The following is a 22,242-nucleotide window of genomic DNA, read 5'->3' on the forward strand; positions in this document are numbered from 1 at the left end:
CCCGCCCGTCTCGGAGCGGGAGCCCGGTCCTCCCTGATCCCCGCGGGTGCACACTCGCCCCTGGATCGCGTCGGTGCAGGCGGCCGGCAGCCAGTCGCTCCACCGGCCGGCACGGCTGTTGCACGGGATCTCCCGACCGCGTTTATTTTCCTGAGAAGAAATTTTTGTGATCCTCAGTTGACGTGCGCCGGTCCCTGTGCGAACCGTATTCCCGTCACGCGGCGCGGGAAAATCTCCGGATGTGCGGGATCGTCGGGCTGTTTCTCAAGAATCCGCAGCTCGAGCCACAGCTCGGCGCGCTCCTTGCATCGATGCTCGGGACGATGACGGATCGCGGCCCCGACAGCGCGGGCTTCGCCGTCTACGGCTCCGCTACGGAAGACCTGAAGCTGACCTTGCGGGGACCGGGCGAGGCGGCCCTGAGGGCCGGCATCGCGGCGCTCGCGGCGGCGACCGGCCGGCCCCACGCGGCCGAGATGCGCGACACCCACGCCGTCCTGTCGATGCCCGCCGAGGCCGAGGACGAGGTCCGGACCTGGCTCCGCGCCAACGCCCCCGGACTCGACGTCGTGTCCGCCGGGCGGCGGATGGAGATCTACAAGGAGGTTGGTCTGCCGGCGGCGGTCGCTGCGCGCTTCGACCTCGCCGGGATGGCGGGCAGCCACGGCATCGGCCATACCCGGATGGCGACCGAGAGCGCGGTGACCACCCGCGGTGCCCACCCGTTCTCCACCGGCACGGACGAGTGCCTGGTCCATAACGGCTCGCTGTCGAACCACAACGACCTGCGCCGGCGCCTCGGCCGCGCCGGCCTGTCCTTCGCGACGCAGAACGACACCGAGGTCGCGGCCGGCTACCTGACCTGGCGCATGCGCGAGGGCGCCTCGCTGGGTCAGGCCCTCGAAGCGAGCCTCGACGACCTCGACGGCTTCTTCACCTTCGTGGTCGGCACCGAGACGGGCTTCGCCGTCCTGCGCGACCCGATCGCCTGCAAGCCCGCCGTGATGGCCGAGACCGACGACTACGTCGCCTTCGGGTCCGAGTACCGGGCGCTGGTCGGCCTGCCGGGCATCGCGGCGGCCAGCGTGTTCGAGCCGGAGCCGGCCCGGGTCTACGTCTGGGAGCGCCACTGATGCCGACCATCGACCTGCGGACCTCGGCCCTTCGAGACCTGAACCGGGCGCTGCACGCCCTCGCGCCCGACACCAACGAGACGCGCTGGATCGTCGAGAACCCGGACGGGCGCCACGCCGTCGCTGTCGGGCTCGACGCAGCCGTGAGCGTCGAGATCGACGGTCATGTCGGCTATTACTGCGCCGGCATGAACAAGCAGGCGAGCGTCGTCGTCAACGGCAATGCCGGCGTCGGCGTCGCCGAGAACATGATCTCGGGGTTCGTCCACGTGCGCGGCGACGCCAGCCAGGCGGCCGGCGCCACCGCCCATGGCGGGATGCTCCTCATCGACGGCAATGCCGGCGCGCGCTGCGGCATCTCGATGAAGGGCGTCGATATCCTGGTGAAGGGCTCGATCGGCCACATGTCGGCCTTCATGGCCCAGGCCGGCACCCTGACCGTGCTGGGCGATGCCGGCGAGGCTCTGGGCGACTCGCTCTACGAGGCCCGGCTCTACGTGCGCGGGAGCGTCACGAGCCTCGGCGCCGACTGCATCGAGAAGGCGATGCGCGACGAGCACCGCGCGCAGCTCTTCGCCCGGCTCGAGGCGGCGGGGCTCGCGGGCGAGGTCGATGCGGGCGAGTTCCGCCGCTACGGCTCGGCCCGCTCGCTCTACCACTTCCACGTCGACAACGCCGGAGCCTATTGATGGCCGAGCATCCGCCCGCCCCGCGCACGGCCCCGCGTCTCTCGGCGACCTTCACCCCGGAGGTGATGGCCGAGATCCGCCGCGCCGCGGCGACCGGCATCTACGACATCCGCGGCGCCGGGGCGAAGCGCGCCCTGCCGCATCTCGACGACCTGCTGTTCCTCGGCGCCTCGATCAGCCGCTATCCCCTCGAGGGCTACCGCGAGCGCTGCGGCACCGAGGTCGTGCTGGGGGGCCGCTTCGCCTCGAAGCCGATCCACCTGAAGACCCCGGTCACGATCGCCGGGATGAGCTTCGGCTCGCTCTCGGCCAACGCCAAGGAGGCGCTCGGCCGCGGCGCGAGCCTCGCCGGCACCTCGACCACCACCGGCGACGGCGGCATGACGCCGGAGGAGCGCCGGCACTCGCGGACCCTGGTCTACCAGTACCTGCCGTCGCGCTACGGCATGAACCCGGACGACCTGCGCCGGGCCGACGCGATCGAGGTCGTGGTCGGCCAGGGCGCCAAGCCGGGCGGCGGCGGCATGCTGCTCGGCCAGAAGATCACCGAGCGGGTCGCCGGGATGCGCTGCCTGCCGCCGGGCATCGACCAGCGCTCGGCCTGCCGCCACCCGGACTGGACCGGGCCCGACGACCTCGCGATCAAGATCGAGGAATTGCGCGAGATCACCGATTGGGAGAAGCCGATCTACGTCAAGGTCGGCGCCTCGCGGCCCTATTACGACACCGCGCTCGCGGCGAAGTCCGGCGCCGACGTGGTGGTGCTCGACGGCATGCAGGGCGGCACCGCGGCGACGCAGGACGTGTTCATCGAGCATGTCGGCATCCCGACGCTGGCGGCGATTCGTCCGGCCGTGCAGGCGCTTCAGGACCTGGGTCTCCACCGCGAGGTGCAACTCGTCGTCTCCGGCGGCATCCGCTCGGGCGCCGACGTCGCCAAGGTGCTGGCGCTGGGGGCCGACGCGGTCGCGATCGGCACCGCGGCGCTGATCGCGCTCGGCGACAACGACCCGCGCTGGCAGGCCGAGTACGAGGCGCTCGGCACGACCGCCGGCGCCTACGACGACTGGCACGAGGGGAAGGACCCCGCCGGCATCACCACCCAGGATCCCGGCCTCGCCGCCCGCCTGGACCCTGAACTCGCCGGGCGGCGGCTCGCCAACTACCTCGCCGTGATGACGCTGGAAGCCCAGACCATCGCCCGCGCCTGCGGCAAGAGTCACCTGCACAACCTCGAGCCCGAGGACCTCGTCGCCCTGACGATCGAGGCTGCCGCGATGGCGCAGGTGCCGCTCGCCGGGACCGGCTGGATTCCCGGCCGGGAAGCCCCGGGCAACGGGCCGTTCTGAGACGATTTTCGGACGATCAGTTCCGAAAATCGTCTCGAAGCCCGCGCGGTGGGGCTTCCGCCGATGCCCGCCCGCCAGAGGGTTCACGCGATGCCGCTCGATCTCGAGGTTGCCGCCAGGGAGCGCGGCATGAAGTACTTCCTCGTGTCCTACACCGACCTGTTCGGCACCCAGCGCGCCAAGCTGGTGCCGGCGGCGGCAATCGCCGGCGCATGCCGCGACGGGGCGGGCTTCGCCGGCTTCGCCACTTGGCTCGACATGAGCCCGGCCGATCCCGACCTCGTCGCCGTGCCGGATCCCGACGGCCTGATCCAGTTGCCGTGGAAGCCCGAGGTCGGCTGGCTGCCGGCCGACCTCGTGATGGCGGGCCGCCCCGTCGCGCAGGGACCGCGCAACCTCCTCAAGCGCCTGATCGCGGAGGCCGCCCGCGACAGCCTGCAGATGAAGACCGGCGTCGAGTGCGAGTTCTTCCTCATCACCCCCGACGGCGCGGCGCCCGCCGACACCGCCGACCGGCAGATGAAGCCGTGCTACGACCAGGCGGCCCTGATGCGGCGCTACGACGTCGTCAGCGAGATCTCCGACGCGATGCTGGGTCTCGGCTGGAAGCCCTACCAGACCGACCACGAGGACGCGAACGGCCAGTTCGAGATGAACTGGGAGTACGACGACGCCCTCGTCACGGCCGACCGCCACGCCTTCTTCAAGTACATGGCCCGCTCGATCGCCGAGAAGCACGGCCTGCGGGCGACGTTCATGCCAAAGCCCTTCGCCGACCTGACCGGGACGGGCTGCCACGCCCACGTCTCGCTGTGGCGCGGGGACGAGAACGCCTTTTCCGACCGCAGCGACACCCTCGGCCTGTCGCAAGACGGCTACCACTTCATCGGCGGGCTGATCCACTCGGCCGAGGCACTGGCCGCCATCACCAACCCGTGCGTCAATTCCTACAAGCGCCTCAACGCCCCGCGCACCGCCTCCGGGGCGACATGGGCGCCCAACACCGTGACCTATGCGGGCGACAACCGCACCCACATGATCCGCATCCCCGGCGGCGGCCGCTTCGAGTTCCGCCTCGCCGACGGGGCGGTGAACCCCTACCTGCTCCAGGCCGCGCTCCTGGCCGCGGGCCTCGACGGGATGCGCCACCGCCGCGACCCCGGCCCGCGGCTCGACCTCAACATGTACACCGACGGCCACACGGTGGCGGGCGTGAAGCGCCTGCCGCTCAACCTCCTCGACGCGATGCGGGCGCTGGAGGGCAATGCCGTCCTGAACGAGGCCCTGGGGGACTTCGTGCCGAGCTACCTGAAGCTCAAGCACGAGGAATGGAACGCCTATTGCCGCCACCTGACCCAGTGGGAACGGGATACGACGCTGGATTGCTGAGTCCGGGGCAGGGCAATCGCCTCAGAGCGATTGCCCCGTGATCGGAGCCGCGCCGGCTGTTCGCACCACGTCCCCCGGCTCAGCAGATCTCGCAAAAGTGGCCCCCGGTTTTGCGACAAAGATCTGCGACAAAACAGCAACCTGAGCGGACGAAGCGTTGGCTTGCCGACGCAAGTCTGCTTAGGACGGGGGCGGTCCCGCGCCGGCGGGCGGTCGCTCGCCGCGGATGGACGGGATGACGATGACAGATCGCGCGTCCAAGGACCATCTCGAGCCGGCTCACCGGCCCGGCAGCCAGGCCGAGCGCTCGATGCGCACGCGCCAGCGCATTCTCGAAGCCGCCCACGCGGTCTTCGTTCGCGAAGGGTTCGCCGGCGCCAAGATCGAGCACATCGCCGAGGCTGCCAAGACCAACAAGCGCCTCGTCTACCACCATTTCGGCGGCAAGGACGAGTTGTTCCGGACGGTGCTCGAGACCGCCTACGCGGCGATGCGCCAGGCGGAACAGGGTCTCGGCCTGGACCTGCTGGCGCCCCGGGACGCCGTCACCCGGCTGATCCGGTTCACCTGGACGTACTACCTCGAGCATGAGGACTTCATCTCGCTCGTGGCGACCGAGAATCTCTGCAAGGCCGAGCACATCGCCGCCTCCGAGCACCTGCCGCGCCTCCGGTCTTCGCTGGTCGAGTTGATGCGGGACATCGTGCGGCGCGGCGAGACGAGCGGCGAGTTCCGCCCCGGCCTCGACCCGGTGCAACTGTGGATCTCGATCTCGGCGATGTGCTGGTTCTCGGTCGCCAACAAGCACACCATCGCGGCGACCTTCGGGCAGGCGGCGGCGAATCCCGCGATCGGCGAGGATCGTCTCGCTCACATCCTGAGCGTGGTGCACGCCTTTCTCGCACCGTTGGCGGACAAACCCGCACCTTCGGATGCGATGTCCACTTGAGTAACGGAACCGTTACTGTTACCTTCCTCTGGGTGAGCCGCTGAGCGAACGGACCGCGGCCCCGAACGGATGGGCGGCACGCCCGAGGAAAGTGACGCGGGATCCCCATCCCCGGGTTATTTCGACAGTGTTATCCGCCCGATTTTCGCGAGCAGCGAAGATCAGAGCGTGGCGTCTTTTGCAAAAAACAAATCCCGAGAAGTGCGCGTCCCGGCAACCCCGTTCCCGCGAGGTGTTCGATGAGCCCTGTTATCCGGATCCTGTCCGGCGCCGCCCTGCTGCTCGGGCTGCTCGCCCGGCCCGCCGCCGCCGAGACCGTCAACCTGATGTCGTTCCCGGTGCTGTTCCAGGAGCGCTACACCAAGGCGGTGATCGCGCCGTTCGAGAAGGCCAATCCCGGCATCAAGGTCAGCTATTTCGGCCTGCCGAGCTCCGCCCAGATGCTCGGCACGCTGCGCGCCCAGAAGGCCGCGCCTCAGGTCGACGTCGTGATCATGGACCTGGCGGTCTCGAAGGCCGGCACCGACGAGGGACTGCTCGCCAAGCTCGACGAGGCCGAGATCCCGAACATGAAGGACCTGGTGCCCGAGGCGCGCCGCCCGGAACTCGCCGGGGTCGGCGTCACCTTCGACAACCTCGTGCTCCTCACCAACACCGACCTCGTCAAGGAGCGCCCGGATTCCTGGTACGCCTTGCGGGACAAGGCGTATGCCGGCCGCGTCGCGATCCCGGCCATGCCCGACATCGTCGGGCTGTCGCTGACGGTGATCCTCGACAAGGCGGAGGGCGGGCAGGATCCGCTGAAGGACGTCGACAAGGGCATCGCGGCTCTGGGCACCATCGCGCCGGGCGTCCAGACCTGGGACCCGCGGCCGGAGGTCTACGCGCCGATCGTCTCGGGGCAGGCCGCGATCGGGGCCGGCTGGAACGCCCGGGCGCAGCTCAACCACGACATCTCCGGCGGCAAGCTAGCGGCCGTGCTGCCGAAGGAGGGCAGCGTCTTCCAGGCCAACACCATCAACCTGACGGCGAACAGCCCGAATGCCGCCGCCGCCAAGAAGTTCATCGACTATGCTCTGAGCGCCGAAGCACAGAAGGCCTTCACCGAGGAGATGTTTTACGCCCCCTCGAACGCCAAGGCGCGGGCGGCGGTCTCGCCCGAGGCGATCGATCGCACGGCGCTCAAGTACACCGACCGGATGATCCCCCTCGACTGGATCGCCATGGCCGGACGGCGCGACGCGATCCTGGAGCAGTGGCGCCGCCGCGTCATCCCCTTGAGCCGCTGAGGGAGGCGACGATGACCACCGACGCGCCCGGCTACCTCGCGATCCGCGGTCTGTCGAAGCGCTACGGCGGCTTCACCGCCGTCGACGGCCTCGATCTCGACGTGGCCCGCGGCGAGCTCCTCGCCTTCCTCGGCCCCTCGGGCTGCGGCAAGACCACGTCGCTCAGGATGGTGGCGGGGCTGGTGCCGGCGAGCGGCGGACGGATCGTCGTCGGCGGGCGCGACCTCACCGGCGTGCCGACCCACCGGCGCGACATGGGCCTGGTGTTCCAGTCCTACGCCCTGTTCCCGCACCTCTCGGTCGCCCGCAACGTCGCCTTCGGGCTCGAGATGCGCGGCATCGGCCGGGCCGAGCGCGAGGCCCGCGTGCGTGAGGCGATCGCCCTGGTGCGCCTCACCGGCAAGGAGGAGCATCGCCCGGCTCAGCTCTCCGGCGGGCAGCAGCAGCGCGTGGCGCTCGCCCGCGCCCTGGTGATCCGGCCGCAGATCCTGCTCCTCGACGAGCCGCTGTCGAACCTCGACGCCAAGCTGCGCGACGAGATGCGGGTGGAGATCCGCGACATCCAGCAGCGCCTCGGCATCACGGCGATCTTCGTCACCCACGATCAGGTCGAGGCGCTGACGATGTGCGACAAGGTGGCGGTGATGAATGGCGGGCGGCTCGAGCAGCTCGGCACTCCCCTCGACCTCTACGAGCGGCCCGCGACCCCCTTCGTCGCCCGCTTCGTCGGCCGCATCAACCAGTTCCGGGCCCGGGCCGCCGGCGGTGCCGTGAGCCTCGGCGAGGCGCGCATCACCGGGACGGTCCCGGCCGAGGGGCCGGTCGACGTGATGATCCGACCCCACCGCATCGCCCTGCGCCCGGTCTCGGTGCCGGCCGGGGAGGCCGAGGACCGCCTCAACACCGTCGCCGGCACCGTCGCGCGCACCACCTTCGCGGGCGACGTGCTGCATTACGAGGTCGCCGTCGGCGGCACTACGGTCTGCGTCGAGGAGGCGACGCGCTCCCACGCCCGGCCGGTGGCGCCCGGCACGCCCGTCCGGCTGTCGTGGCGGCCGGACGACACCCTGCTGTTTGCCGCAGCGTGAGCCGGGAGGATGCGCCCATGACCGCCGCGCTCGCCGTGCCGCCCCCCGACATGCCGAACCCGGCGCGCCTGCCCGCCGGTCCGGCGCTGCTGGCGGCGATCGTCGCCGTCAACCTGCTCGGCTTCGTCGCGCCGGTGCTCAACCTGCTGCGCCTGTCCTTCCTCAAGGTCGAGGCGATCGGAACCCTGCGCCAGACCTTCGACCTGTCGAGCTGGCACGCGATCCTCACCGACGGGTTCTATGCCGGGCTCCTCGCCGACAGCGTGCTCACCTGCACGCTCATCACCGGGCTCACCCTGGTCCTGAGCTACCCGGTGGCGCTGCTGATCCACCGCTGCCGGGGCACCGTCCGCACCCTGCTCCTCGTCATGGTCGTCACCCCGCTCCTGACCTCGGCGGTGGTGCGCACCTATGGCTGGGTCGCGCTCCTCTACGACCAGGGCCTCGTCAACGGCGTGCTGATGGCGCTCGGGATGTCGGCCCCGCTGCGGCTGATGTTCAACACGGTCGGGGTGGTGATCGGGCTCACCGAGATCCTGATGCCCTACATGATCCTGTCGCTGCTCGCCGGGTTCGGGCGCCTCGATCCGCGCTGCGAGGAGGCGGCGCAGACCCTCGGCGCCCCGCCCTGGCGCATCTTTCTGCGGGTCGTCCTGCCGCTCACCCTGCCGGGGATCGCCCTCGGCTGCTTGCTCACCTTCGTGCTGGCGCTCAGCTCCTTCATCACACCGAAGCTCCTCGGCGGCGGCCGGGTCTTCCTGCTCGCCACCGAGATCTACGACCAAGCGATGGTCACGCTGAACTGGCCGCTCGCCGCCGCCCTGTCGATCGTCATCCTGGCGATGTTCGGCCTCGCCCTCGTCCTCTACGGCCGTCTCGTGCGAAGGATCGGATGACCATGGACGAGCGCAAGGTGTCCGCCGCCCTGATCCTGCTCGCGGTGCCGCTGCTGGCCTTCCTGCTGGCTCCGGTGCTGATCACCATCCCGATCTCGTTCAGCGCCGATCCGTACCTGTCCTTCCCGCCCTCCGGTTGGAGCACGCGCTGGTACCGCGCCGCCTTCTCGGGCGGAGCCGTCCTCGACGCGTTCGCGACCAGCGTCGTCCTGGCGGTGATCGTGACGACGCTCAGCCTGCTGATCGCCCTGCCGGCGGCAGTCGCGCTGGTGCGGCTGCGCTGGGGGTGGGTGAGCGCCCTCGAGGGCTTCCTCACCGCGCCGCTGCTGCTGCCGGCGATCGTGCTCGGTCTCGCGATCCTGATCGTCTTCGCGCCCCTCGGGCTGCTGGCCACCTTCCCGGGCCTCGTCGCCGCCCATCTCGTGGTGACGCTGCCCTACGCCCTGCGGATCCTCTCGACCGCGCTCGCCGCGGCGCCGCTCGCGGCGGAGGAGGCGGCCGCGACGCTCGGCGCCTCGCCCCTGCGCGTGTTCTGGCGCGTGACCCTGCCGGCGATCCGCCCGGGGCTCGCGGCCTCGGCCGCGCTCTGCTTCCTCGTCTCCTTCGACGAGGTGGTGATCTCGCTGTTCCTCACCGGGCCGCGCCTGTCGACCCTCCCGGTCTGGATGTTCCACCACGTCGAGAACGAGGCCGATCCGCTCGTCGCCGCCGTCTCGGTGCTGCTCATCGCGCTCACGGTGGCGATCGTGCTCGTCGTCGACCGCACCGCCGGGCTGTCGCGAACCTTCGTGAAGTAGGGGACGGGATTTCGAGCCCACCTCATCGGGAAAAAGTAACGGAAACGGTACTGTTACAGTCAACCTCAAGGGAGTGATCATGGCCGCCCCCCGGCTTCGTGTCGCCTCCGACGTCGGGGGTACATTCACCGACAGCATCGCCTACGACGAGGCGAGCCGCCGCATCAGCGTCTCCAAGGTGCCGACGACGCCCGGCAACCGCGCGCTCGGCACCGTGGCGGGCCTGAAGCGGGCGGTCGCCGCGCAGGGTCTCTCCGGCGCCGCGATCGCCTATGTCGGCCACGGCATGACCACGGCGACGAACGCGGTGATCCAGCGCAAGGGCGGCCGCACCGCCTTCGTCACCAATCGCGGATTTCGCGACCTCCTGCTGATCGGCCGTCAGGATCGGCCGAGCCTGTTCGACCTCGACGACGTCCGGCCGCCGCCGCTGGTGCCGGAGGAGCTGTGCTACGCCGCCGCCGGCCGGATCGACGCCGCCGGCCGCGAGATCGAGCCGCTCTCGCTCGCCGACCTCGAGGCGGCCGCCGCCGACATGCGGGCGCGCGGCGTCGAGGCCGTCGCCGTGACGTTCCTGCATTCCTACGCCAACCCGGCGCACGAGCGCGCCGCCAAGGCCCTGCTGGAGCGCCTCCTGCCCGGCGTGCCGGTCTGCGCCTCGACCGAGATCGTCGCCGAGTTCCGCGAGTTCGAGCGCGCCTCGACCGCGGTGCTCAACGCGTATCTGCGCCCGATCATGGAGACCTATCTCGGCTCCCTGGCGGGTCTGCTCGCCGACCGGGAGGACGGCCTCGGATCGCCCGAGTCCAGTCCCGTGATGGTGATCGAGGCCTCGGGCGGCCTGATGACCCTCGATTCGGCCCGCGAGAAGCCGGTCCACACCGTGCTGTCGGGGCCTGCCGGCGGGGTGGTGGGCAGCGCCCACGTCGCCGGGCTCGCCGGCATCCGCGACATCGTCACGATGGATATCGGCGGCACCTCGACCGACATCAGCCTGATCCGCGACGGCCGGCCGATCGTCACCCGGCAGGCGCGGCTCGAGACGGTGCCGATCCGGCTTCCGGTGATCGACATCAACGCCATCGGGGCCGGCGGCGGCTCGATCGCCTGGATCGACGACGGCGGCGCCCTGCGGGTCGGCCCGACGAGCGCCGAGGCGGTGCCGGGCCCGGCCTGCTACGGCCGCGGCGGCACCCGCCCGACCGTCACCGACGCCAACCTCGTGCTCGGCCGCTTCGGCGCCGGTACGCGGCTCGGCGGCGACCTGACCCTCGACATCGCGGCGGCGCGGGCGGCGGTCGCGACCCTCGCCGGGCCGCTCGGCCTCGACGTCGTCGCGGCGGCGGCCGGCATCCTGCGGGTGGCGCACGCCACCATCGTGCGCGGCATCCGGGTGGTGTCGGTGGAGCGCGGGCTCGACCCGCGGGACTTCGCCCTGGTGCCGTTCGGCGGTGCCGGGCCGATGCACGGCACCCCGGTCGCCCGCGACTTGTCGATCCCGCGCCTCCTGGTCCCGCCGACCCCCGGCATCCTGTGCGCGCTGGGCCAGCTCGTCTCCGACCTGCGCCACGACCTCGTCGAGACCCATGTCGGCCCCCACGCCGCCTTCGCGGCCGAGCGGGCGGCCGGGATCGTCGCGGCGCTCAACGCCCGCGGCGACGCGCTTCTCGCCGCCGACGCGGTCCCGCCGGAGCGGCGGGCGGTCACGGCCTTCGTCGACATGCGCTACGTCGGCCAGAGCTACGAGCTGCCGATCGGCCTGCCGGGCACTCTCGACGACGAGGGATGGGCGTCGCTGCCGGTCCGCTTCCACGCGGCCCACCGCGCCCGCTTCGGCCACGCCGACCCCTCCGCACCCGTCGAGTGCGTCAGCTTCGGCGTGACCGCCGTCGGGCGGATCGACACCCCGGTCCTGCCGGTCCTGGAGGAGGGCGGGGCGTCGCCGCCGCCGGACGCCCGGACCGGGTCGCGCCCGATCTACTTCGAGGCCCTGTCGCGGACCGACGTTCCCGGCTTCCACGACGCCCCGGTCTACGCCCGCGCGGCGCTCCGCGCCGGCAACGTCGTCGACGGCCCGGCGGTGATCGAGGAGGTCTCGGCCACCACCATCCTCTATCCGGGCGACCGCGCCGTCGCCGACGCCTCCAGCAGCCTGATCGTGGAGATGCCCGCATGACGATCGATCCGGTCACGCTCGAGGTGCTGCGCAACGCCCTCGAGGCGGTGGCGCAGGAGATGGGAGCGGTGCTCAAGCTCACCGCCTTCTCGCCCAACATCAAGGAGCGCATGGACGCCTCGACGGCGATCTTCGACGCCAAGGCGCAACTCGTGGCCCAGGCCGAGCACGTCCCGGTCCATCTCGGCGCGATGATGCGGGCGATGCCGGCGATCCTCGCCCGCTCCGGCCCGCTCGGCCCCGGCGACGTGATCGTCGTCAACGATCCCTTCGTCGGCGGCGCCCACCTGCCCGACATCACCCTGGTGGCGCCGGTCCACGTCCGAGGCGATGGCGGCGACCGCCTCGTCGGCTACCTCGCCTGCCGGGCCCACCATTCCGACGTCGGCGGGATGGAGCCCGGCTCGATGCCCGGCCGCTCCACCGAGATCTTTCAGGAGGGCCTGGTCATCCCGCCGGTGCGCCTGGTGCGGGCGGGCGCCGAGCAGCCCGACGTCATGGCGCTGATCCTCGCCAATGTCCGCACGCCCGAGGAGCGCCGCGGCGACCTCAACGCCCAGCTCGCCTGCCTGCGCGTCGGCGCGCGCCGCCTCGCCGAGCTCGCCGGGCGCTACGGCGCCGACACGCTGGTGGCCGGCTTCGACGCGATCCTGGACTATTCCGAGCGCCGGATGCGCCGCCGCCTCGCCGAGCTGACGCCGGGCACCTACGCGGCCGAGGATCGCCTCGACGACGACGGCACCTCGGACGAGCCGGTGCCGATCCGGATCGAAGTCACGGTCACGCCGGAGCGCCTGATCCTCGACTTCGCCGGCACCGCGCCGCAGCGCGCCGGCAACGTCAACGCCGTCGCCCCGATGGCGCAATCGGCCGCCTTCTTCGCCGTGAAGGTGCTGACCGACCCGACCCTGCCGCCGAATGCCGGGGTGCTGCGGGCGATCGAGATCCGCATCCCGGAAGGCAGCGTCCTCGACGCCCGCCACCCGGCCGCGGTCTGCGCCGGCAACACCGAGACGACGCAGCGGGTCTGCGACACGGTGCTGCGCGCCTTCGCGCAGATCGCGCCCGACCGCATCCCGGCGGCGAGCCAGGGCACCATGAACCTGATCGGCATCGGCGGGCGCGATCCCCGCACGGGCCGGCCCTACACCTACATCGAGACGATCTGCGGCGGGCAGGGCGGGCGCCCGCGCGGGCCCGGCATGGACGCGATCCAGGTCAACATGACCAACACCCTCAACACGCCGGTCGAATCCCTGGAGATCGCCTACCCGCTGCGCGTCGAGCGCTACGAGCTGCGCGCGGAGGCCGGCGGACGCGGCCGGCATCCCGGCGGGCGCGGCGTGGTGAGGGCCCTGCGGGTCCTCGACCACGAGGCCCGGGTCTCGCTCCAGACCGACCGGCGCCGCCACGCGCCCTACGGCCTGCACGGGGGCGAGGACGGCAGGCCCGGCATCAACCGTCTGGTCGACCGGGACGGCACGGCCCGGACCGTGCCGGGCAAGGGCTCGCACAGCCTGGGGCCCGACGAGGTGGTGATCGTGGAGACCCCCTGCGGGGGCGGATGGGGGGCGCCGTGACGGAGGATCGGATGAGCGGCGGGGCGCGGGGCGGCGTGCGGGTCGCCGCCGACATCGGCGGCACCTTCACCGACGTCGCCCTGATCCACCCGGACGGGCGCATCGCCACCCGCAAGGTGCCCTCGACCCCGGCGGATTACGCCGGCGGCGTCGTCGAGGGCATCCGCCAGATCCTCGCGGCGGAGGGCGTCCCGGTCGGCGCCGTCACGGAGGTGCTGCACGCCTGCACGGTCGCCACCAACGCGATCCTGGAGGGCAAGGGCGCCAGGACCGGCCTCATCACCACCGCGGGTTTCCGCGACGTCCTGGAGCTGCGCCGCATCCGCGTGCCGCGGCTCTACGACCCGCTCTACCGCAAGCCCCCGGTGCTGGTGCCGCGCACCTTGCGCCTCGAAGTGGCCGAGCGGCTCGACTTCGCCGGCCGGGTGCTCGAGCCCCTCGACGAGGACAGCGTTGTCCGGGCGATCGACCGGCTCGCCGGGGAGGGCGTCGCGGCGGTGGCGGTGTGCCTGCTGCATTCCTACGCCAACCCGGCCCACGAGCGGCGCATCGGCGCGCTGCTGCGCGAGCGCCTGCCCGAGGCCTTCGTGTCGCTCTCCGTCGACGTGCTGCCGGAGATGCGCGAGTACGAGCGCACCTCGACCACGGTCATCAACGCCTATGTCGGGCCGGCGGTGCGGACCTACCTCGAATCGCTCGTCGCCCGGCTCGCCGCCGAGGGCCTGCCGGAGCGGCTGTTCATGATGCACTCGGCCGGCGGCATCGTCGACGCCCGCACGGTGATGCGCCGCCCGGCCCAGATCGTCGAGTGCGGCCCGGCCGCCGGGGTGCTCGGCGCCCGCCACCGCGGCGCGGCGGCCGGCATCCTCGACGTGATCGCCTTCGACATGGGCGGCACCACCGCCAAGGCGTCGCTGATCGAGAACGGCGCGCTCTCGCGCACCGACGAGTACGAGGTCGGGGGCGGCATCTCGCTCTCCTCGAAGCTGTCGAAGGGCGGCGGATACGCCCTGAAGCTGCCGGTGATCGACATCTCGGAGGTCGGAGCCGGCGGCGGCTCGATCGTCTGGATCGACAAGGCCGGTGCCCTGAAGGTCGGGCCGCACTCCGCCGGCGCCGTGCCGGGCCCGGCCTGCTACGAGGCCGGCGGCACCGCCCCGACGGTCACCGACGCCAACGTCGTCCTCGGCTACCTCAACCCGCGGGCGCTCGCCGGCGGCAGCGTGCCGATCAGCGCCGCAGCGAGCCGGCGGGCCCTGCGGGAGACGGTGGCCGAACCCCTCGGCCTCTCCCTCGACGAGGCCGCCCACGGCGTCCACGAACTCGTCACCACGGTGATGACCCGGGCGGTGAAGAGCGTCTCGACCTATCGCGGGCGCGACCCGCGCGACTTCGCGCTCCTGGCCTTCGGGGGCAACGGCGGCATCCACGCGGCCTCCCTGGCCCGGACCCTCGGCATCGCCCGGATCGTGGTGCCGCCGGGGGCCGGCGTGTTCAGCGCGCTCGGGCTCCTCTACGCCGAGATCGAGACCGGCGCCGCGGCGGCCCATCCGCGCCGCCTCGACGCCGCGGATCCCGAGGCGCTTGAGGCCGCCTACGCGGCCCTGGAGGAGCAGGTGCTGGCCGAACTCGGCGAGACCCGCGCGCGCCTCGTCCTCACCCGCGCCGCCGACCTGCGCTACGCCGGCCAGGCTTTCGAGCTGACCCTCGACCTCGATGCGGGTCGCGACCTCGGCTTGGCGCCGCGGATCTTTGCCGAGGCGCACCGGCGCAGCTACGGCTACGACCTGCCGGGGAACCCGGTCGAGATCGTCACTCTGCGGGTGACCGGGCGCCTGCCGCGTGACGCGACCGCGCCGGGCCACGGCCGCGCCGTGGCGACGCCCCGGGAAACCCGGCGGGTCTATTTCGGCCGCGACCTCGGCGCCCACGACACCCCGGTGATCGGCCGCGCCGACCTCGGCCCGGTCCCGCGCCCCGGCCCCCTCGTGATCGAGGAGTACGAGGGCACGACCCTGGTGCCGCCCGGCTGCACCGCCTGCCTCGATCCCGACGGCAACATCCTGATCGCGCTCGGGCCCGGACCGGCCGGCGGCGTCACCCAGCGGAGCCTCGCCCATGCGTGACATCGACCTGATCCGCCTCGAGGTGATGAAGAACGCCTTCGACACCATCGCGGACGAGATGGCGCTGATCCTGATGCGGGCCGCCCACTCGCCGATCGTGCGCGACTCGATGGATTTCTCGACCGCGCTCTGCGATCCCGAGGGGCAGACCCTGGCCCAGGGGGTGACGACGCCGATGCATCTCGGCTCGTTCTACGACGCCATGCGCCACCTGATCGTGCGCTACGCCGGCGACGTGCACGAGGGCGACACCTTCATCGGCAACGATCCCTACGCGGCGGCCGGCCAGCACCTGCCCGACTTCTACATCGTCCAGCCGATCTTCCTCGATGGGCGCCTCGTCGGCTGGGCCACCACGGTGGCGCACCACGCCGATGTCGGCGGCATCGTCCCGGGCTCGAACGCGCTCGGGGCCACCGAGATCATCCAGGAGGGAATCCGCGTCCCCTTCCTCAAGCTCGAGGAGCGCGGCCGGCCGGACGCCAAGCTGTGGGAGATCCTGCGCCTCAACGTGCGGGTGCCCGACCAGCTCACCGGCGACCTCAACGCCCAGATCGCCGCCTGCGGCGCCGCCCGGCGCGGCCTGACCGAGCTGATGACCCGCTACCCGGTCGACGAGGTGCTGGCCTATGCCGAGGAACTGCACGACTACACCGAGCGTCTGACCCGGGCCGAGATCCGCGAGATCCCGGACGGCACCTACCGCTTCACCGACCACATCGACGGCCTCGGCGAAAGCCCCGAGCCGATCGTGTTCGAGGTCGCCGTCACGGTGGCGGGCGACGCGATCACGATCGACTGGGAGGGCACCTCCGGTCAGGTCGAGGGCGGAGTCAACACGCCGCTCCCCTTCACCAAGGCGGGGGTCTACACGGCGCTCCGCTCGATCATGGGCTCCGAGCTGCCGAACTGCCACGGCTTCACCCGGGCGGTCACCGTCGCGGCACCCCTCGGCACCGTGGTGAACGCGGTCTACCCGGCGCCGACGGGCGCGCGCGGCATCACCGGCTACCGCATCATCGACTGCGTGATCGCGGCGCTCGCCCCGGTTCTGCCCGACCGCGTCACGGCGGACGGGCCGGGCGGCGCCTCGGTGCCGGCGATCGGCGGCTGGCACGATGGACGCCCGTTCGTCTTCTCCGAGACCCTGATGGGCTGCTGGGGCGCGGCGCTGGGCCATGACGGCCAGGAGGGCGTACCGCATATGGGGGCCAACCAGGCCAACGTGCCCATCGAGCTGATCGAGGCCAACTTCCCGATCCGGGTCCGGCGCTACGGAATCGCCCCGGACACCGGGGGCCCCGGGCGCCAGCGCGGCGGCCACGCGCTCCTGCGCGAGTACGAGTTCCTGGGCGAGAGCGGCGTCCTCACCTTGCGCTCGGACAAGCGCGATTTCCCCCCGCACGGCCTCGACGGCGGAGAGGCCGGCAGCGGACCGATCAACCGCGTGCTCTCGGGCGATACCGAGCGCACCCTGCCGGTTCTGGTGACGGTTCCGGTCCGCCTGCGCCGGGGCGACGTCTTCCTGCACGTCACGCCCTCCGGCGGCGGCTGGGGCGATCCCCTGACCCGCGACCCCGCCCTGGTGCTCCAGGACGTGATCGACGGGACGGTGAGCCGGGCGGCGGCCCGAGCACGGTACGGCGTGGTGATCGCCGGCGAGGACCGCCCGTGCCTCGACCTCGCGGCGACGGCGGCCCTGCGTTGGGACGGGCGTCGGATGCCTTGAGCGAAGCGGACATCCGTTCGCCCGGCTGCGTCGCCGGAGGCGCGGAGGGCGATCTCGTTGCAGCCCTGGATGGCGGGGGGCACCAGCGCTCGTTGAACGAGCAGGGCGGTCAGCCGGTGACCCGGCTGCCCCTCCCCCGCTCACGTGGCAAGGAGGTGAGCCGGGACCTGATCGCGTGGTTTGAAGCGGCTCGACCTCGTCGGGGCCGGGCCGCGCTCGCCGATGCCAGGTGCGTCGCTGACGTATGTGACCACCCCGGCGGTCAGGCCGCACCGCGGGCCGGCGGCGGCGGTTCGGTCCTGGTCCGCCAAGCGGCGAGCGCATCGATCAGCACCTCCTCGAGAGGAGGAGGGACCGTTTCGCAGACTCGCGGGCGCAGCCGCGTCTCGACCAGGGACAGGTGGGTCGTCATCGCTCGCACCGCCCCCGCCCGCGAGCGCCCGCTGAGCGCCCGGAACACCGCCCGGTGTTCGGCGCACTGGCAGGCAACCGAGCTGTCCGGCTCGAAGAACGCCACCAGCATCATCGTGCGGGCGACCAGTTCCTGCATCTGGCGCCGGATCAGCACATTGCCGGTGAGATCGGCCAGGATGGAGTGAAATTCCGCCGACAGGCGGATCGAGGTGAAGCGGTCGCCCGCCGCCATCGCGGCGTCCTCGGCGGCGAGGTGGGCGGCGAGCCGCGCCGCGCCGGCGTCGTCGAGCGCCGTCGCGAGATGACCGACGATGCCGCCCTCCAGGATGCGCCGCGCCTCGTAGACACTGCGCGCCTCCTCCAGGTCGGGGGCGATGGCGAAGGCGCCGCGGTTCTTCTCGACGGTGATCAGCCGCTCGTGCCCGAGCCGGTGCAGCACCTTGCGCACGCGCTCGCGGCTCACCCCGAAGACCTCGGCCAGGAAGTGCTCGCCGAGCTTCGTCCCGGCCGGGACCCGCCCATCGAGCAGCGCCCGCGCCAGCACCGCATGGACCGCCTCCTCGTCCATCCCGGCCTGCGCCGCCTCGCCGTCCGACGGAACAGCCCGCACCGCCTTCCGGTCCATCAGGTCCCTCTCCGCTCGCGCCGTCCCGGCCCGGGATAAGGCCGGACGCGCCGTCCCCCAAGCCCATTCGCACGATCCATCGCCCCAAGATTGTGCACAATTGCAACGAGTTTGTGCTTCATCTTCGGTAGGGTCGGACCTATCCCTGAGCATCATCCGCCCCGTCCGGAGGGTTTCCCGCCATGCCGTCCTTCACCCCCGATCGTCGTTCGGTGCTGCGCGGGGCGGCCACGCTCGGCGCCCTGGTGGCGGCGCCCGGCATCCTGCGGGCGCAGACCCGCGAGCTCGTCGTCGGCGGGGCCGCCGGCCACAAGGCCTGGGTCGAGGAGATCGTCGTCCCGGCCTTCGAGAAGAAGCACGGCGCCAAGGTGATCTTCGAGGGCACGCGCTCGCTGGTGAACCTCGAGAAGATGCAGAAGAACCGGGACCGGCCGTACCTGTCGGTGGTCCAGATGGACGACCCGGTGATGATCCTGGCGGTCAGGGAGGGGCTCCTCGATCCGCTGACCCCGGCCCGCGTGCCGAATCTCGCCGCCCTGGTCCCCGGCACAGTTCACATGGACGGGATGTGGGCGAACTACCTGCAGCCCTGGCTCGGCATCGCCTACAACACCGAGACGATGCGGACGGCCCCGACTTCCTGGGCCGACCCCTACGACCCGCGCTACAAGGGCCGGGTGATCGTCCCCTCGCTGCAGAACACGGAAGGGCTGCCCAACCTCTTCGTCGCGGCGGCCCTCGCGACAGGCCGGTCGCTCGACGCCGCGCAACGGGAGGTCGAGCCGGGCTTCCGCAAGCTCGCGACGCTCAAGCCGAACCTGCTGACGGTCTACACGCAGCAGCCCCAGGCCTACAACCTGCTGGAGCAGGGCGAGGCCTGGATGATCTCGTCCGCGATGTCGTCCTACGCGCTGGAACGCAAGGCCGCCGGCGCCCCGATCGACCTTGCGGCGCCGAAAGAGGGCGTGTTCGCGATGCCGTCGGGCGTCGCCGTGGTGAAGGGCTGCCCTCAAGCCGATCTCGCCTTCGCCTATGTCGACATGCTGCTCGGGGCCGAGTTGCAGCAGCGCCTCGTCGGCCCGACCTTCTCGCTACCCACCAACCGCGCGGTGCCGCGCCCGGCGGGTCTGCCCATGGATCTCGTGGTGCATCAGGTCGACTGGGCCACCGTCGCCCGGGAGCGCGACGGCTGGATCAAGCGCTGGGACCGCGAGATGGCGATCTGAGGCGCACCATGTCGGAATCCCTCCCATCCGATCCCGGCTTCCTGGCGATCACCGGGGCCGAGAAGCGCTTCGGCGCCAGCGCGGTGCTCGGCGGCGTCGACCTTGCCGTGGCACGCGGCGAGTTCGTCTCGCTGCTCGGCCCCTCCGGCTGCGGGAAGACGACCCTGCTGCGCATCGTCGCCGGCCTCGTGTCCCCCGACCGCGGCCGGGTCGCTCTCGACGGGCGCGACATCACCCGCACCCCGCCGCATCGACGCGACATCGGAGTGGTGTTTCAGAACTACGCCCTGTTCCCCCACCTCACCGTCGCCGAGAACGTGGCCTTCGGGCTCAAGGCCAAGGGGCATCCCCGGGCCGGGATCGGCGGCACCGTCTCGCGCTTCCTCGACCTGGTCCAGATGGCGCCCTTCGCCGACCGCCGCGCCCAGGCGCTGTCGGGCGGGCAGCAGCAGCGGGTGGCAGTGGCCCGGGCGCTCGCCGTCCGACCGAAGCTCCTGCTTCTCGACGAGCCGTTCTCGGCCCTCGACCGCAAGCTCAGGGAGGCGATGCAGATCGACCTCAAGCGTCTCCTGCGCGAGCTCGGCATCACCGCCCTGTTCGTCACCCACGACCAGGACGAGGCGCTGACCATGTCCGACCGGATCGCGGTCATGAACCACGGCGCGATCGAGCAGCTCGCAGACCCGGTGACGCTCTACCGCCGGCCCGCCTCCGCCTTCGCGCTCGGCTTCGTCGGCCTGTCGACCCGGATCCCCGGCCTCGTGCGGGAGGCGGGCGACGGGATGCTGCGGGTCGAGACGCCGCTCGGGACGGTGCGGGCGCCGGGCCGCTTCCTGCCGGGGAGCCCCGTGCTCCTCGGCGTCCGGCCGGAGCGGATCCGGGTCGGCGGCGATGGACCGAACACGATCGAGGCCGCGCTCGTCGAGGTTGCCTTCCAGGGCGCCCGCGCCCACCTGTTCTTCGCCGGCCCGGACGGGAACAGGACCGTGCTGGCGGAGGCCCCCGAGATCCCGGCCGGCGCCGTGCCCGGCGCGCGGCTGCGCCTGTCCTGGGCGATCGAGGACACGCTGGTCTTTCCCGCCGAGCCGGCCCTGCGGGAGGCGGCATGAGCGTCCCGGCCACCGTCTCCGCCGCTCCCGTCCCGGCCCGCTGGCCGCGCCTTCGCCTCGACCCGGTGGCGCTCTTGGCGCTCCCGGCCTTCGCCTATCTCGCCGCGGCCTATGGCTGGCCGCTGCTCGTCCTCCTGGGCCACAGCCTCTCGGGGCCCGACGGGATCAGCCTCGCGCCCTTCGCGCAATTCCTGTCCGATCCGTTCAGCTGGCGGGTCATCGGCAACACCCTGCGCAGCGCGCTTCTCGTCACCCTGGTCTGCCTGCTGGCCGGCTACCCGGCGGCGATCGCCCTGGCGCGGGCCCGCGGCGCGGTGCAGGCGCTGCTGCTGCTCTCGGTCATCCTGCCGCTCTCGGTCGGGGTGGTGGTCAAGGCCTATGCCTGGCAGATCGTGCTGCGCCGGGACGGGGTGGTGTCGCAGGCCCTCGTCGGGCTCGGGATCTGGGACGCGCCGCAGCGGCTGCTGTTCACCGAGGCCGGGCTCGTCATCGGCGCCGCCAACGTCTTCCTGCCGTTCATGATCCTGCCGATCTACGCGGTGATCCGCCTGATCGACCCGCGCCTCTCGGAGGCCGCCGCGACCCTCGGGGCGTCGCCGGTGCGGCGCTTCCTCACCGTGACCCTGCCGCTGACCCTGCCGGGGATCGTCTCAGGGATCGCCTTCGTGTTCTCGCTGGCGGTGTCGATGTACGTCGTGCCGAGCCTCGTCATCGGCGACCGCTACCAGACCCTCGCGACGCTGACCGGCCGCGCCTTCCTCTTCATGCGCGACGAGCGGCTCGGCTCGGCCACGGCGGTGATCCTGCTCGCGCTCGCGGTCGCCGTCGTGGTCGGCTCGACCGCGCTCGCCCGCCGCCTCGGCGGAGGAGGACGATCATGACCGCGACCGAGCGCCTGTCGCTCGCCCTGGTCTGGGCCGTCGCGGGGACTTCAGCCGCCTTCCTGCTGGCGCCGCTCGTCGTCACGGTGGCGGTCTCGTTCGGGTCGAGCGCGGTCTTCACCCTGCCGCCGCCCGCCTGGTCGACGCGGTGGTACGAGCGGCTCTGGGCCTCCCGCGACCTCTGGCCGGCTCTCTCGACCTCGCTGCGGGTCGCCGGCCTCGCCACCGCCGTCGCGCTCGCCCTCGGCACGCTCTGCGCCATCGCGGTGGTGCGCGGCCGCTTTCCCGGGCGCGAGGCCCTGGTCACCTTCCTGATCTCGCCCCTGATGCTGCCGGGCCTCGTCGTCGGCATCGCGATGCTGCAGGGGTTTCGCGCCATGGGCCTGCGCGACGTGGGTGTGAGCCTGCTCGTCGCCCACGGGGTGATCACGCTGCCGTACGTCGTGCGCAACGTGGTGGCGGCGCTCTCGCTGTTCGACTTCACCCTCATCGACGCCGCCCGGACGCTGGGTCTGTCCTATCCGGCCGCCATCCTGCGCGTGCTGGTGCCGGGCCTCGCGCCGGCCTTCCTGACCTCGGGCCTGTTCGCGTTCCTCGCCTCGATGGACAACTACCCGATCTCGATCTTCTTCACCGATGCCTGGACCAAGACCTTGCCGATCCAGATGCTTCAGCTCGTCGAGGAGCGGCCCGACCCGACGGTCGCGGCGGTCTCGACGCTCCTGATCCTTCTCGCCGTCGCGGTGCTGATCGTCGGGGACCGCCTCGTCGGCCTGCGCCGGCTGGCCGACGTGTGA

At 72.0% G+C, this 22,242-nt stretch carries 18 protein-coding genes; 17 read left to right on the forward strand and 1 reads right to left on the reverse strand.

Translation table 11 applies throughout. The features are described 5' to 3' along the window. Positions 1-239: 239 nt before the first annotated feature. The 13 genes from EOE48_RS03800 to EOE48_RS03860 all read left to right on the forward strand — a co-directional run bounded on the left by EOE48_RS03800 (position 240) and on the right by EOE48_RS03860 (position 17,190). Positions 240-1,133: a class II glutamine amidotransferase gene (locus EOE48_RS03800; RefSeq protein WP_127727443.1), complete on the forward strand. Its 894-nt coding sequence runs from the start codon at positions 240-242 to the stop codon at positions 1,131-1,133. Then, complete coding sequence (locus EOE48_RS03805; protein WP_127727444.1) at positions 1,133-1,822, forward strand: GltB/FmdC/FwdC-like GXGXG domain-containing protein; 690 nt, start codon at positions 1,133-1,135, stop codon at positions 1,820-1,822. The genes EOE48_RS03800 and EOE48_RS03805 overlap by 1 nt, the downstream gene beginning before the upstream one ends. Then, positions 1,822-3,171 carry an FMN-binding glutamate synthase family protein gene (locus EOE48_RS03810; protein WP_127727445.1) on the forward strand — a complete coding sequence of 450 codons (1,350 nt, stop codon included), beginning with the start codon at positions 1,822-1,824 and terminating at the stop codon, positions 3,169-3,171. Before EOE48_RS03805 ends, EOE48_RS03810 begins: the two co-directional genes overlap by 1 nt. Before the next feature lie 90 nt (positions 3,172-3,261). After that, positions 3,262-4,560 carry a type III glutamate--ammonia ligase gene (gene glnT / locus EOE48_RS03815; RefSeq protein WP_127727446.1) on the forward strand — a complete coding sequence of 433 codons (1,299 nt, stop codon included), beginning with the start codon at positions 3,262-3,264 and terminating at the stop codon, positions 4,558-4,560. A gap of 235 nt (positions 4,561-4,795) precedes the next feature. Then, positions 4,796-5,509 (forward strand): TetR/AcrR family transcriptional regulator, encoded by a 714-nt coding sequence (locus EOE48_RS03820; RefSeq protein WP_187371310.1) that lies wholly within the window; start codon positions 4,796-4,798, stop codon positions 5,507-5,509. A gap of 239 nt (positions 5,510-5,748) precedes the next feature. Then, positions 5,749-6,798 (forward strand): ABC transporter substrate-binding protein, encoded by a 1,050-nt coding sequence (locus EOE48_RS03825; protein WP_127727448.1) that lies wholly within the window; start codon positions 5,749-5,751, stop codon positions 6,796-6,798. 11 nt (positions 6,799-6,809) lie between these two features. After that, positions 6,810-7,886, forward strand: coding sequence for an ABC transporter ATP-binding protein (locus tag EOE48_RS03830; protein WP_127727449.1), 1,077 nt, complete (start codon positions 6,810-6,812; stop codon positions 7,884-7,886). 17 nt (positions 7,887-7,903) lie between these two features. Continuing rightward, positions 7,904-8,782: an ABC transporter permease gene (locus EOE48_RS03835; RefSeq protein WP_127727450.1), complete on the forward strand. Its 879-nt coding sequence runs from the start codon at positions 7,904-7,906 to the stop codon at positions 8,780-8,782. 2 nt (positions 8,783-8,784) lie between these two features. After that, positions 8,785-9,579: an ABC transporter permease gene (locus tag EOE48_RS03840; RefSeq protein ID WP_127727451.1), complete on the forward strand. Its 795-nt coding sequence runs from the start codon at positions 8,785-8,787 to the stop codon at positions 9,577-9,579. 79 nt (positions 9,580-9,658) lie between these two features. After that, positions 9,659-11,755, forward strand: coding sequence for a hydantoinase/oxoprolinase family protein (locus EOE48_RS03845; RefSeq protein ID WP_127727452.1), 2,097 nt, complete (start codon positions 9,659-9,661; stop codon positions 11,753-11,755). Then, positions 11,752-13,335 carry a hydantoinase B/oxoprolinase family protein gene (locus EOE48_RS03850; RefSeq protein ID WP_127727453.1) on the forward strand — a complete coding sequence of 528 codons (1,584 nt, stop codon included), beginning with the start codon at positions 11,752-11,754 and terminating at the stop codon, positions 13,333-13,335. Before EOE48_RS03845 ends, EOE48_RS03850 begins: the two co-directional genes overlap by 4 nt. Then, on the forward strand, positions 13,332-15,461 hold the full coding sequence (locus EOE48_RS03855) for a hydantoinase/oxoprolinase family protein (RefSeq protein ID WP_246153932.1): 2,130 nt from the start codon (positions 13,332-13,334) through the stop codon (positions 15,459-15,461). Before EOE48_RS03850 ends, EOE48_RS03855 begins: the two co-directional genes overlap by 4 nt. Beyond that, on the forward strand, positions 15,454-17,190 hold the full coding sequence (locus EOE48_RS03860) for a hydantoinase B/oxoprolinase family protein (RefSeq protein WP_127727454.1): 1,737 nt from the start codon (positions 15,454-15,456) through the stop codon (positions 17,188-17,190). The genes EOE48_RS03855 and EOE48_RS03860 overlap by 8 nt, the downstream gene beginning before the upstream one ends. Before the next feature lie 262 nt (positions 17,191-17,452). On the opposite strand, the gene EOE48_RS03865 is transcribed toward EOE48_RS03860, so the two are convergent. Further along, positions 17,453-18,229 carry a GntR family transcriptional regulator gene (locus tag EOE48_RS03865; protein WP_187371311.1) on the reverse strand — a complete coding sequence of 259 codons (777 nt, stop codon included), beginning with the start codon at positions 18,227-18,229 and terminating at the stop codon, positions 17,453-17,455. Between the two features lie 182 nt (positions 18,230-18,411). Between EOE48_RS03865 and EOE48_RS03870 the strand changes: the two genes are divergently transcribed. The 4 genes from EOE48_RS03870 to EOE48_RS03885 are packed head-to-tail and all read left to right on the forward strand — an operon-like array spanning position 18,412 to position 22,242. Next, complete coding sequence (locus EOE48_RS03870; protein WP_127727456.1) at positions 18,412-19,455, forward strand: ABC transporter substrate-binding protein; 1,044 nt, start codon at positions 18,412-18,414, stop codon at positions 19,453-19,455. An 8-nt stretch (positions 19,456-19,463) separates the two neighbouring features. After that, on the forward strand, positions 19,464-20,564 hold the full coding sequence (locus EOE48_RS03875) for an ABC transporter ATP-binding protein (protein ID WP_127727457.1): 1,101 nt from the start codon (positions 19,464-19,466) through the stop codon (positions 20,562-20,564). Further along, positions 20,561-21,445 (forward strand): ABC transporter permease, encoded by an 885-nt coding sequence (locus EOE48_RS03880; protein WP_127727458.1) that lies wholly within the window; start codon positions 20,561-20,563, stop codon positions 21,443-21,445. The genes EOE48_RS03875 and EOE48_RS03880 overlap by 4 nt, the downstream gene beginning before the upstream one ends. Continuing rightward, positions 21,442-22,242: an ABC transporter permease gene (locus tag EOE48_RS03885; protein ID WP_127727459.1), complete on the forward strand. Its 801-nt coding sequence runs from the start codon at positions 21,442-21,444 to the stop codon at positions 22,240-22,242. The genes EOE48_RS03880 and EOE48_RS03885 overlap by 4 nt, the downstream gene beginning before the upstream one ends.

The organism is Methylobacterium oryzihabitans (assembly GCF_004004555.2).
Taxonomy (GTDB): Bacteria; Pseudomonadota; Alphaproteobacteria; order Rhizobiales; family Beijerinckiaceae; genus Methylobacterium; species Methylobacterium oryzihabitans.